The sequence below is a fragment of the Roseibium sp. AWQ4_290 genome, assembly GCF_056160985.1.
In genome coordinates this window covers 302,757-315,418 of the sequence record NZ_JBSWYG010000001.1, presented here as the reverse complement: position 1 = coordinate 315,418, position 12,662 = coordinate 302,757, and the positions used below count along the sequence as shown (strand labels likewise).

The following is a 12,662-nucleotide window of genomic DNA, read 5'->3' as shown; positions in this document are numbered from 1 at the left end:
CCCTGATCGTGGCAGCCCGGAGCGACCGCTCCGGGCTGTTAACGCTAGCGGAAGAAAACTTTGTTTTTTTTCAATCCTGTGAATCGTTACAAACCGTAATAAAGCTTTATTTCGTTCTGCCCGGCTTCGCGACTATCTTCGCCCCCAACACGTGATCGTTAAAAGTCCGCTTGTGCAATTTGGCAAAAGAGAGACGTTTCGGTCACCTTTCGGAAGGGCTGGGTTTTATGACCATACATGTTGACCGACAGACAACGCTTGCCGATCAGGTAACGCTGACCGGAATCGGGGTTCACTCGGGCAAACCGGCATCGATCACGCTCCTTCCTGCGGAAGCTGGCGCCGGGGTGGTGTTCACCCGGACTGATCAAGACAATGCAACAGAAATACCGGCCCTCTGGAACAAGGTCTCCGCAACGGCGCTGTGCACCGTGCTCGGGGACCCAGCCCAGGACGGCATCGCCACCGTAGAACATCTCATGGCGGCGCTGTTCGGCATGGGGGTTGACAATGTGATCGTGGAAATCGATGGCCCCGAAATGCCGATCATGGATGGCAGCAGTGCGGTTTTCGTGGAAGCGGTCGAGCAGGTCGGTCTGGCGAAGCTGGATCGGGGCCGCCGGTATCTGAAAATCAACAAGACGGTCCGGGTCGACAACGGTTCCGCATGGTGCGAGCTGCACCCCTATGACGGCACCAAGTTTGACATCACCATTGATTTCGACACTCCGGCTATCGGTTGCCAGAAATTCGTGTCTGACATGACCCCGGAGGTCTTCAGCACTGAACTTTCCCGCGCACGCACCTTCGGCAATGTCAAGGATGTGGAGCAGCTCTGGAAGATGGGCTTTGCCCTCGGCTCGTCCCTGGACAATTCGGTGGCGATCTCCGACGACAAGGTTCTGAACCCGGAAGGTACCCGCTGGCCGGATGAGTTCGCCCGGCACAAGGCGCTTGATGCGGTTGGAGATCTGGCTCTTGCTGGTCTGCCGATTCTCGGAATGTACCGGTCCTATAAGGGCGGTCACAAGATGAACCACGCCATTCTGGTGAAGCTGTTCCAGGATCCGGAGGCGTTCGAAATTGTCGAAGCCCCTGCGTTCCGTCAGGTCGGGCAGGTTGGCAAGGGCGGACTTGCCGCCGCTGCCGCCTTCGGCCCCGAGGTTTCCTGAGGCTTTCTAGAGCGGCTCGGGCATGCCCTGTGCCCGATGGCCTGCCTGATTTTTCGCAATTCACTGCTATTTGGGCATTTTGCCACAAAAATGCTCAAAAAAACCGTCAGATCGCCGATCAGGGCGTGACGGGGACAGGGGAATTCCGATAAACACTCCTGTCAAAGAAATGAACTGACCGGATTGTTTTGACGGTCGCATGGGCCGGACCCGGCTCGGGAGTATAGGCGTGAACGGAATTTTATCTGGGTCTCACATGATCGGAACCAAACGCATCAAGAGCCTGATGAGACTGGCCGTGCTGGCGGCCCCGGTTCTGCTTGTTGCCTGCAGCGGCAAGGAAGACCTCGATGAGCTGGCGCTCAATGACACGCCCCCTGAGGTCCTTTTCAATGAAGGCCTGGCCTTGCGGGCCCAGGGCAAGCTGCGCGACTCGACGCAGAAATTTGAAGAGATCGACAAGCTCTACCCCTATTCGGAATATTCGAAAAAGTCGCTGGTCAATCTGGCCTTCCTGAATTTCTCCCGGAGCAAATACACGGAAGCCATCACGGCGGCGCGCCGCTTCGTGACCCTTTATCCGGGGGACGAGGATTCGGCATATATGCTTTATATTGCCGGTCAGAGCTATTTCCGCCAGATGCCGGACATCACCCGCGATCAGGCGGTGACCCGAAAGTCCGCCGGTGCGTTCCAGGAGCTGGTACAGCGCTTCCCCGAGTCCGAATATGCGCCGGATGCGGAAAAGAAGCTGCGAATTGTTGAGGACCAGCTTGGCGGCAAGGAAATGCAGGTCGGCCGCTACTACCTGAAGCGGCGCAACTATGTGGCGGCGATCAACCGGTTCAAGGCGGTGGTGATCGAGTTTCAGACCACACGCCACGTCGAAGAGGCACTTTTCCGTCTGACCGAAGCCTATTATGCTCTCGGGGTGATCAACGAAGCCCAGACAGCGGCGGCGGTGCTGGGGCACAATTATCCCGATACCCAGTGGTACAAGGATGCCTTCGCCCTTTTGAACAAGGGCGGGTATGAACCTTCTGAAGACAGCGGAAGCTGGATCAGCCGGGCTTTCAAGAAAATCTGATCCGGGCGGTGTGACTGCCCGAACGCCTTCAGGTTGATAGGGCGTCTGGCACGCGTGCCGGGGCTGGGGCAACGCTGGTGTGGATCATTGCCCCCAGGACCGCTCAGGGTCGATTGATCCGGCTGGAGAGGATCGGCTATAGAGGGTTTGAGGCGTTCGGCTGCGTTCCGTCGAACGCACAATGCCCAGGGAGCCGCCTTCATGCTGGTCACGCTGTCTATCCGTGACATTGTTCTGATTGATCGTCTGGATCTCGACTTTTCCTCGGGAATGTCTGTCCTGACCGGGGAGACCGGTGCAGGCAAGTCGATCCTGCTCGATTCTCTGTCTCTGGCCCTTGGGGCCCGCGGCGATGCGGACCTTGTGCGCCATGGCGAAGCCCAGGGGCAGGTGACGGCGGTGTTTGATGTTCCGGCGGTGCATCCTGTCCGGGCGTTTTTGAAAGACAATGATGTCGAGGATGATGGCGACATCATCTTGCGGCGGATCCAAACGGCGGACGGGCGGACCCGCGCCTTTGTCAACGACCAGCCTGTCAGTGCGGGCCTGCTGCGGCAGGTGGGCGCGCTGCTGGTGGAAATCCACGGTCAGCATGACGACCGCGCGCTTGTGGACCCGGACAGCCATCGGGCCCTGATTGATATTTTTGGTGGTCTGACCGGCGATGCTGATAAGGTGGCGAAGGCCTATGCCGCTTTCCGGGCTGCGGAAAAGGCTGTTTCCGATCATGAAAAACGCATCGAGGCGGCCCGTCAGGAAGCTGACTATCTGCGTTCGTCCGCAGAAGAATTGTCGGTGCTGAACCCGGAAGAGGGGGAAGAGAATCGTCTGGCCGCCCGCCGTACCGACATGATGCAGGTGGAAAAGATCGCCAGCGGACTGAGTGAAGCCTTCGAAACGCTGAATGGCAGCGCATCGCCGGTGCCGGAGCTGGCCAGCCTGTTGCGCCGCCTGGAGCGCAAGGCAGATCAGGTGCCCCAGCTTCTCGCTCAGCCGGTGCGCACCCTGTCCCAGGCTCTGGACCAGCTGGAAGAGACCCGCAGCGGCTTGGAGAATGCCCTGCGGCAGACGGAATTTGATCCCCGGGAGCTGGAGAGCGTTGAAGAGCGCCTGTTTGCGCTACGGGCGGCTTCACGCAAATATTCTGTGCCGGTGGATGAGCTGAACGGGCTCTGCGCGCGCATGAGTGCAGATCTGGCCGATCTGGACGCGGGAGAAGACAAGCTGGCCGCGCTTGCCGAAGCGGCAGCCTCTGCACGGACAGACTATGATGCCAAAGCTTCTGCCCTGTCCGCCCGGCGGGCCAGGACGGCACAAGCGCTGGAAAAGGCGGTCGACGGGGAATTGCCGGATCTGAAACTGGAACGGGCGAAGTTCATTGTCGAGATGGTGAGCGATCCGGACACCCGGGGCCGTTCCGGCACCGATCAGCTGGAGTTCCACGTCCAGACCAATCCGGGCACCCGTCCCGGCCCGATGATGAAGGTTGCCTCCGGCGGGGAATTGTCGCGCTTTCTTCTGGCACTGAAAGTTTCGCTGGCCGACAAGGGCTCGGCGCCGACGCTGGTGTTTGACGAAATTGACACCGGGGTCGGTGGGGCCGTCGCCGAAGCCATTGGCGTGCGGCTGGCCCGTCTGGCCAGCACCGTCCAGGTTCTGACCGTCACCCATGCGCCGCAGGTGGCCGCACGTGCGGCGGGCCATTTCCTGATTGCCAAGGAAGCCACCCGTCCGGACCGGGTGGCCACGCGGGTGCAGCGCATCGATGCGGACCACCGCAGCGAGGAAATTGCGCGTATGCTGGCAGGCAGCGTGATTACCGAAGAAGCCCGGGCTGCTGCCCGAAGACTGTTGACCGCAGCGGAATAGGGGCGCCATGAGCGACGGTTTAAAGGGACCTGCGGAAAAAGATGTTCCAGAGAACGGGAAACCGGACACCGGGAACGCTGACACCAGCACTATCAGCGTCGAGGTGCTGACACGGGATCAGGCGCGGGCCGAACTTGCACGGCTGGCAGCGGACATTGCTGAAAACGACCGGCTCTACCACCAGGAGGACACCCCGGTCCTGTCGGATGGGGAGTATGATGCGCTGCGCCGGCGCAATGGGGAGATTGAGGCACGGTTCCCGGATCTGGTGCTGGCGGATGGGCCTTCTGTACAGGTGGGGGCGGCTCCGGCCTCCGGTTTCGGCAAGATCGCCCACCGGGTGCCGATGCTTTCCCTGGACAATGCCTTTTCCGATGAAGATGTCCAGGACTTTGTCGGCCGGGTGCGGCGGTTCCTGAAATTCGATCCGCTGATGGGGGCGCTTGCCGTGACCGCCGAGCCAAAGATCGATGGCCTTTCCTTGTCTTTGCGTTATGAAAACGGGCAACTTGTCTACGCGGCGACCCGGGGCGACGGCACCACGGGGGAAAATGTCACGGCCAATGCCAGAACGATTGGCGACATTCCGCAGACCTTGACCGGTCCCGTGCCGGATGTGGTTGAAGTGCGCGGCGAAGTCTATATGGCGCATGGGGATTTCCGCGCGCTCAATGCGCGCATGGAAGCCAATGGCGGCAAGCCATTCGCCAATCCGCGCAATGCGGCGGCCGGGTCCTTGCGCCAGCTCAATCCGGACATCACCGCGACCCGTCCGCTGAAATTCTTCGCCTATGCCTGGGGCGAGATGAGCGCCATGAACGCAGACACTCAGACGGACATGGTGGCAGCGTTTGCGGGCTGGGGCTTCAAGATCAATTCCCTGATGGAGCGCTGCGAGACGGTCGAGGCGCTGCTGAAGGTCTATCACGGCATTGAAGAAAGCCGGGCGCAGCTCGACTATGATATTGACGGGGTGGTCTACAAGGTGGACCGGCTGGATCTGCAGGAGCGGCTCGGCTTTGTCTCCCGCTCACCCCGCTGGGCGATTGCCCACAAGTTCCCGGCCGAGCAGGCATTTACGGTTCTCAACGATATTGAAATTCAGGTCGGGCGCACCGGCGCGCTGACACCGGTGGCCAAGCTGGAGCCGATCACCGTGGGCGGGGTCGTTGTTTCCAACGCAACGCTCCACAATGAGGACTATATCAAGGCGATTGGCCAGGATGGCGAGCCGATCCGGGGCGGCAAGGATTTGCGCATTGGCGACACGGTGAAGATCCAGCGGGCGGGAGATGTCATCCCGCAGATTGTTGATATCGATCTGGACAAACGGCCGGCCGGTGCCCCGGTCTTTGTTTTTCCTGAACGGTGTCCGGCCTGTGGCAGCCATGCAGTGCGCGAGAAAAACGAAAAGACCGGCCGGGTCGACGCCATCCGGCGCTGCACGGGCGGCTTGATCTGCCCTGCCCAGGCGACGGAAAAGCTCCGCCATTTTGTCTCCCGCAACGCCTTTGACATCGAGGGCTTCGGTGACAAGCAGGTCGATGCCTTCTTTAAGGACAGCCTTGTCATGGCCCCGGCTGATATCTTTTCCCTGGAGGCACGCGACAAGCAGGCTCTGACCAAGCTCCGGAACCGGGAAGGTTGGGGGGCGGTCTCTGCCCGGAACTTGTTTGAGGCAATCAATCAGCGCCGGACCATCGAACTGCACCGGTTCATCTTTTCGCTGGGCATCCGCCATGTGGGCGAGGGCAATGCCAAATTGCTGGCTCGGGCCTATGGGTCCTGGTCTGTCTTTTATGCAGCCATGCAGGCGGCTGTGGACAGGGAAGGCGAAGCCTGGAACGAGCTCAATGACATTGACGGCATTGGCCATATTGTGGCTGAGGCACTTGTGGAATTCTTCAGAGAAGAGCACAACCGGGCGCAGCTGGATGCGCTTCTGGAAGAGGTCCGCCCGAAAGACGCCGAGAAAATTGAGGCTTCCGGCTCTCCGGTTGCTGGAAAAACGGTGGTCTTCACCGGCTCGCTGGAGCGCATGACCCGGGACGAGGCCAAGGCAATGGCTGAGCGGCTCGGCGCGAAAGTGTCGGGCTCTGTTTCCAAGAAGACCGATCTGGTTGTGGCCGGACCGAAAGCCGGCTCCAAACTGACCAAGGCCCAGGATCTCGGGATCGAGGTGATCAGCGAAGATGGCTGGTTTGATTTGGTCGGCGCCTGAGACCAATCACACACCAGACCCGAGGTCTCTTGGGGCAATGCTGCATGTTGGCGGGCCGGGTTGGTTCGGATGCGAACTGTTTTGTTTTTTGCGTTGAAATTCGGGAGGTCAGGCAGTCAATTGAAGTGCTGATTCAGCGTAATTAGATCTAATTTCAAAATTTACGTAACGTAAAATACTTGAGCTCAGGCGAAATAATCGTCACTTCTGACAATCTCAGTTTATTTTAGCGTACTACCTTAAATTGTTTTGCTTTGCATATTGCGTATTTTGTGTCGCGCAAGGCCAAATTGCCTCTTTTGTTAAGTGTGAGGAAAGGCGCTCCCAGCAGGCTGAAGGAGCCGGAGGGGGTCCGGCACCGGTTGAGGTGTGAAGGAGCGTGCAGATGAAACGGATCAAGCTGCAGATCGCAGTGCTGGCGGCGGTGCCAATGCTTGCGGTCGTCGGGTTTGCGGCCTTCAGCGTGTCGGAAAAAGCTGTCGAACTCTCCCATAACGCACATATGCAGCCCATGACCAGGATTGCGGAAGACGCAGGCAACCTGGTGCATGAATTGCAAAAAGAACGGGGCATGAGCGTCAGTCTGATCAAGTCCGGTTACAATCCGGACGTTCAGGCAAAACTGATGGCGCAGCGGCCGAAGTCTGATGCGGCCCTCAAACTCTTTGATGACCATCTGGCGAGCCTTGATCTGAACGATGAAGCCTTGCTGAGCGATCTTCAGAACGTGGCCAAGGCGGTTCACCAGACCGCCAGCTTCCGGAAGGCAATTGATGCACGGACTTTTGCCGTCGCCGACGTTCTGAAATCCTACACTCACGAAGTGCACGAACTGATCCACGTGATCGGCCTGACCACGGAAGCCAGCCCGTCCCGGGAGATCACAGTCGAGCTCCTACCCTATCTGACCATTGTGGAAGCCATGGAATCCGGCGGGCTGGAGCGCGCCAATGGGGCTGCGCTGCTTAATGAATTCAATGGAACCGGCACGGTCAATCTGGCGACGTTTAAGAAGGTGATCACCCATTATGGGGGGGAGGCAGCCTTCCTGAAGGAATTTACGTCTGTCGCCACTGCCGACCAGAAAGCTATGTTCAAGAGCATGGTCAAGGGCGCAGATGTGGACCAGGCTCTGGCCTGGCGCAAGCTTATTCACGCGCTTCCTGAAACGGGAGACGCCGGAGGGATTCAGGGCAGCGACTGGTTCGCAATCGCCACCAAGCGCCTGAACCTGATGAAGCAGTTCTCAGACAAGCTGATCCACCGGGCAGAAGCGGCCGCCGATGCGGATACAAGCCGCTTGCGGACCGAAATTTTCTGGCTTTCGGCGATTGCCATTGGTCTGACACTGATTGGTGTTGCCGTTGTGGCCACTCAGGTGCTTGCCATCACCCGGACCCTGAGCCGGCAGCGTGACGCGATCACGGCGCTTGCAGAAGGTGATCTGAGGGTGAGCGTGGCCGATACGGACCGTCCGGATGAAATTGGCGATATAGCGCGTGCTGCCGAAGTCTTCCGTACCAAACTGGCGTATCAGAAAGAGCTGGAAGAGGAAGCGGAATCCGGGCGGGCCCTCCGCCGTCAGCGCCGGGCCCAGTTGGAAAACGCCATCAATCATTTCGAAACCTCGGTTTCCGCGATCCAGGAGCAGTTGAACGCGGAAGCCGAAGATGTCCGTGCCAATGCGGTTGATCTGGTCAAGATCGCTCTGCATGCGGATGAAAGCGCCCAGGCGGCCAGTTCCGCCACCGAGGAAGCGACCACCAACGTGCAGATGGTCGCCTCGGCTGCAGCGGAGCTGTCGGTTTCTATCGGTGAAATTTCCCGTCAGGCCAGTTCGGCGACGGAGATCTCCGCGGTGGCAGCCGACACGGCCATGGCTGCTGACAGGGATGTGTCCATTCTGGCGGAAACTGCTGACAAGATCGGTGAAGTCGTCGAGATGATCCGGGCGATTGCCGAACAGACCAATCTGTTGGCGCTAAACGCTACCATTGAAGCCGCGCGGGCAGGGGAGGCCGGAAAGGGCTTTGCTGTCGTGGCGGCGGAGGTCAAGGAACTCTCGAACCAGACCGCCAAGGCAACGGACAAGATCTCCAGCCAGATTTCTGAGGTTCAGAGCTCGACGCAGAAATCGGTCACTGCGATCCGCTCAATCGTGGAGCGCATCGACGAGGTCCGCTCCGTCAGCGACACGATTTCCGTGTCGGTCGATGAGCAGAACGCGGCGACCGGGGAAATCACCCAGTCCATCACTTTTGCCTCCGACGGTGCGACAGCGGCGGCCACCAATGTGGCGGGTGTCTCCGGCTCCATTGACCAGACGCGCCAGAGATCGGAGGTCTTGAGCAACTCGGCCGGTCAGCTTAGCCAGGTGGCGATCAACCTCTCAGAAGCAGTCAACACCTTCCTGGAGGAAGTGCGCGATGATGAGGCGGCCTAGGGGCCGCGCTCTTCTCCTTTGACGGATGGTTCTGGCGCGGTCTGTCAAAAGTCCGTGTCAGCGTGAGGATGCCGATGGGCAACACACCGTTGCTCCAACTCGGCAAGGCACTTGTGCCAACCTCCTGAAGTCCCCAGTTCCTGAAAAGGGGCGCGGGGTTCAAGGAGGCGCCGGCCTTCACATGTGTGTGTGGTGCTGTCTGCCTGGCCGCCCTTGGGGAAGAAAGGCACGTTCATCCCGGTTTGAGACGTCTTGTCCCCACCATTTGCCTGTGCGCGCTCTCGCCACAGCCGGTTTGTTGCTATATTGTTCTCTTGATTTAAAGTTACGTTACTGGACTTTCACGCCATGGCAGACCCGGACGGGTATGATGATCCCTTTGACGATCCCTTCCAGCCCGTGGGCACCCGGCGGGACCCGGCGCTTGCGCCTGCGCGCCCGGAAGGTGGGATCGCAGCCCGGGCCATGGCAGCCCGGCGCGCGCCGGACTATCTGACCGGCCTTAATCCGGAACAGCGCCTGGCGGTGGAGACGACCGAAGGCCCGGTCCTGGTTCTGGCCGGGGCAGGCACCGGCAAGACCCGGGTTCTGACCACACGCATTGCACATATTCTTGCCAGCGGGCTTGCGCGGCCCTCCGGCATTCTTGCCGTCACCTTCACCAACAAGGCGGCGCGGGAGATGAAGGAACGGATTGCGGGCTTTGTCGGCGGCAATGTGGAGGGCATGGCCTGGCTTGGCACGTTCCACTCCATCTGTGTCAAAATTCTGCGCAAACATGCCGAACTGGTTGGCCTCAAATCCAGTTTTTCCATTCTGGACACGGATGACCAGATTCGTTTGCTCAAGCAGATCATCCAGGCGGAAGGGCTCGACGACAAGCGCTGGACCGCAAAGACCTTTGCCGGGATTCTGGACGGCTGGAAGAACCGGGCCCTGACGCCCGATCAGGTGCCCGAAGGCGAAGCGCGGGCCTTTGGCAATGGCAAGGGGCGGTGGCTTTATCAGGAATATCAGGAGCGCCTGTCGATCCTGAATGCGGCCGATTTCGGCGATCTGCTGCTCCATGTGATCACTCTGTTCAAGTCCCGCCCTGATGTTCTGGCCGACTATCAGAGCCGCTTCCGCTACATGCTGGTGGATGAGTATCAGGACACCAATATTGCGCAGTATCTGTGGCTGCGGCTTTTGGCCCAGGGCAATCCGAATGTCTGCTGTGTGGGCGATGACGACCAGTCGATTTATGGATGGCGCGGGGCGGAAGTCGACAACATCCTGCGCTTTGAGCACGACTTCAAAGGCGCAACTGTCATCCGTCTGGAGCGGAACTACCGCTCCACCAGTCATATTCTGGCCGCGGCTTCTCATTTGATTTCCTTCAATGAGGGCCGTTTGGGCAAAACGCTGTTCACGGATTTTGAAGAGCCTGATCACGATCTTGTCTCCGTTGCCTCCGTTTGGGACTCCGAAGAGGAGGCCCGTATGATCGGCGATGAGATCGAGGCGCAGCAGACCCATGGTCATACGCTCAATGAGATGGCGGTGCTTGTGCGCGCGTCGTTCCAGATGCGCGAATTTGAAGAGCGTTTCATCACGCTCGGGCTGAATTACCGGGTGATTGGCGGACCGCGCTTTTATGAACGGATGGAGATCCGGGATGCGCTGGCCTATTTCAGATGTGTCTGCCAGCCGGCCGATGATCTGGCCTTTGAGCGGATTGTGAACACGCCGAAACGGGGCCTGGGGGATGCCACGCTGAAACTGGTTCATGGTCTGGCCCGGGCGGAGCGTATTCCCCTCATGCAGGCGGCCCAGCAGCTGGTTGATACGGAAGAACTGAAGCCGAAACCACGGAATTCACTGAAAACGGTTCTGGACAATTTTTCCCGCTGGCGGCGCCAGCTGGAGCAACTCAAACACACCGAGCTCGCCGAAATCATTCTGGATGAAAGCGGCTATACGGAAATGTGGCGGCTGGACCGGTCCGCAGAAGCGCCGGGCCGTCTGGACAACCTGAAGGAACTGATCCGCTCCATGGAGGACTTTGAATCCATGGCCGGTTTCCTGGAGCACATCGCCCTGGTGATGGACCGGGACAGCGCGGATGCCAGCGATGCAGTGTCGATCATGACCCTTCATTCGGCCAAGGGGCTGGAATTTGACACGGTGTTTCTGCCTGGCTGGGAAGAGGGGCTGTTCCCCCATCAAAGATCGCTGGATGAAAGCGGCCGGGCCGGGTTGGAGGAGGAGCGCAGGCTTGCCTATGTGGGCATCACCCGGGCCAAGAAACGGGCCAAGCTCTATTTTGCCTCCAACAGGCGTATTCATGGCCTGTGGCAATCAACAGTGCCGTCCAGATTTCTGGATGAATTGCCGCCCGATCACGTGGAAATCGCCGAGCCCTCTTCGAATTACGGGGGGTATGGCGGCGGCGGCTACGGGCCGTCGCGCTTTGACAGCAATGATCCGTTTGAACGAGGCAGCTATTCAACGCCGGGCTGGCAACGGGCACAGCGGGCCCGTCAGTCATCCGGCGGGTTTTCTGAAAGCGGGCAGGGCTACCAGTCCGCCCGCATGAAACGCCAGGGACCACTCACCATCGAAGGGGAACTGGTGGCCAAGTCGGTTAGCGAAACCCCGTCAGAATTTGCGCTTGGCGAGCGGGTGTTCCACATCAAGTTCGGCTATGGCTCGGTCACATCGATTGAAGGCAACAAGCTGACCGTTGATTTTGAAAAAGCCGGGGTCAAGAAGGTGATCGACAGCTTTGTCGAGCGGCACTGACGGTCTGCGCGGCCTGATCATCTGCCCTGCCTGTTCGTCTGGCCTGTCTGAAATGCTGCTTGTCTGAAGGCCGCCCTTCGGGCCGGGCGCTTTATACCTACCGCACCAAATAAGACCCCTTTGGATGGGTTTTCAGGTTTGCCGGTAAGGAATGGGCCCCAGGTTGGCCTTGGGTGGCCGGGCAAGCGGCGTGACAAAGCCCGGCGGGTTTGAAAAAACCACCGAAGGCCACGACATGAGAGCGTTCCACTGTGTCGCGTGTCTTGGACGATGTCCGGCATCGCCCCGTGACACGCTCTTTGCACATCGCTTTCGTGTCACGGTCAAATTGAGCAGGCTTATTGCCCGATACTTTTGCATCCGAAGTATAAGGCGCAGATCGTCTGACCCGGCCTTGACGGGCAATCAGCCAGGTGTTCGCAAAAGGGTCAGACCAGAAAATCCGCAAAAACGGAATCGGTTGAGGACGATGCCGTGCTTCCGGAATTGTCGTAGCCCGAGCTGTTCTTGAGCTGTTCCAAAAGCGCGCTCATCAGGTCTTCTGTCGTCAGTTCGCTGCTCGTGCTGGAGGAGGTGCTTGTTGTGGTGTCCTCATCGCTGCTGGAGTCGGTCTCCGTGCTCGAAGCGGCGTCTGCGGGTGGTGGCGGCGGAGGCGGCGGAGCAAGTTCACCGCTTTCAAATAGTGCGCTCAGCTCATCTGCCTGATCTTCCGTAAGGGTGCCTGCCTCGACCTGCTCCGAAAGCATGCTTTCGAAATTGGACTGCATTTCGTCTTCCGACGGCGGTCCCGAATTTTCGTCCGATTCTCCGGCCGCCATCCGCGCTTCATGCATGGAGTCCAGTGCGGCGAGCATGGCATCGGAATCTTCCGAAGTGATCTCACCGGATTCAACCTGTTCCTCAAGCGTGCTTACAATCTGGTCCCGCGGGGAGGATCCGGTGGCCGGAGTCACCGGCATTGAGCCAATTGACATCATGAGATTTGCTCCTGAAATGGGTCTCTGCAACTGTCTTGAAATCAGGAATGCGCCCTGTAGGTTAATAGCGTGTTAACCTGTGAGGAGTGGTGATTTCGCTTCGTTTCCA

Annotated in this window: 7 protein-coding genes; 6 read left to right on the top strand and 1 reads right to left on the bottom strand. The window is 59.2% G+C overall.

All coding sequences use genetic code 11. From position 1 onward, the window contains the following. Positions 1 to 227: 227 nt before the first annotated feature. The 6 genes from lpxC (at position 228) to ACXAH0_RS01380 (ending at position 11,576) form a co-directional block, all read left to right on the top strand. Complete coding sequence (gene lpxC, locus ACXAH0_RS01405) at positions 228 to 1,172, top strand: UDP-3-O-acyl-N-acetylglucosamine deacetylase (RefSeq protein WP_475188528.1); 945 nt, start codon at positions 228 to 230, stop codon at positions 1,170 to 1,172. Positions 1,173 to 1,428: 256 nt separating this feature from the next. Beyond that, the gene (locus tag ACXAH0_RS01400) at positions 1,429 to 2,259 is read left to right on the top strand and encodes an outer membrane protein assembly factor BamD (protein ID WP_475172358.1); all 831 of its coding nucleotides are present in this window, start codon (positions 1,429 to 1,431) and stop codon (positions 2,257 to 2,259) included. Positions 2,260 to 2,460: 201 nt separating this feature from the next. Next, positions 2,461 to 4,128: a DNA repair protein RecN gene (recN, locus tag ACXAH0_RS01395; RefSeq protein ID WP_475188526.1), complete on the top strand. Its 1,668-nt coding sequence runs from the start codon at positions 2,461 to 2,463 to the stop codon at positions 4,126 to 4,128. Positions 4,129 to 4,135: 7 nt separating this feature from the next. Further along, the gene (gene ligA, locus ACXAH0_RS01390) at positions 4,136 to 6,349 is read left to right on the top strand and encodes an NAD-dependent DNA ligase LigA (protein WP_475188524.1); all 2,214 of its coding nucleotides are present in this window, start codon (positions 4,136 to 4,138) and stop codon (positions 6,347 to 6,349) included. Between the two features lie 385 nt (positions 6,350 to 6,734). Further along, the gene (locus tag ACXAH0_RS01385) at positions 6,735 to 8,792 is read left to right on the top strand and encodes a methyl-accepting chemotaxis protein (RefSeq protein WP_475188523.1); all 2,058 of its coding nucleotides are present in this window, start codon (positions 6,735 to 6,737) and stop codon (positions 8,790 to 8,792) included. Between the two features lie 348 nt (positions 8,793 to 9,140). Further along, on the top strand, positions 9,141 to 11,576 hold the full coding sequence (locus tag ACXAH0_RS01380; protein ID WP_475188520.1) for a UvrD-helicase domain-containing protein: 2,436 nt from the start codon (positions 9,141 to 9,143) through the stop codon (positions 11,574 to 11,576). Between the two features lie 428 nt (positions 11,577 to 12,004). On the opposite strand, the gene ACXAH0_RS01375 is transcribed toward ACXAH0_RS01380, so the two are convergent. After that, positions 12,005 to 12,553: a hypothetical protein gene (locus ACXAH0_RS01375; RefSeq protein ID WP_475188519.1), complete on the bottom strand. Its 549-nt coding sequence runs from the start codon at positions 12,551 to 12,553 to the stop codon at positions 12,005 to 12,007. Positions 12,554 to 12,662 lie beyond the last annotated feature (109 nt).

What these genes read in the sequence shown, in the direction of transcription:
- lpxC (WP_475188528.1), top strand. Translation starts at nt 228, where the DNA reads ATGACCATACATGTTGACCGACAGACAACGCTTGCCGATCAGGTAACG.
- ACXAH0_RS01375 (WP_475188519.1), bottom strand. Translation starts at nt 12,553, where the DNA reads ATGATGTCAATTGGCTCAATGCCGGTGACTCCGGCCACCGGATCCTCC.
- ACXAH0_RS01385 (WP_475188523.1), top strand. Translation starts at nt 6,735, where the DNA reads ATGAAACGGATCAAGCTGCAGATCGCAGTGCTGGCGGCGGTGCCAATG.
- recN (WP_475188526.1), top strand. Translation starts at nt 2,461, where the DNA reads ATGCTGGTCACGCTGTCTATCCGTGACATTGTTCTGATTGATCGTCTG.
- ligA (WP_475188524.1), top strand. Translation starts at nt 4,136, where the DNA reads ATGAGCGACGGTTTAAAGGGACCTGCGGAAAAAGATGTTCCAGAGAAC.
- ACXAH0_RS01400 (WP_475172358.1), top strand. Translation starts at nt 1,429, where the DNA reads ATGATCGGAACCAAACGCATCAAGAGCCTGATGAGACTGGCCGTGCTG.
- ACXAH0_RS01380 (WP_475188520.1), top strand. Translation starts at nt 9,141, where the DNA reads ATGGCAGACCCGGACGGGTATGATGATCCCTTTGACGATCCCTTCCAG.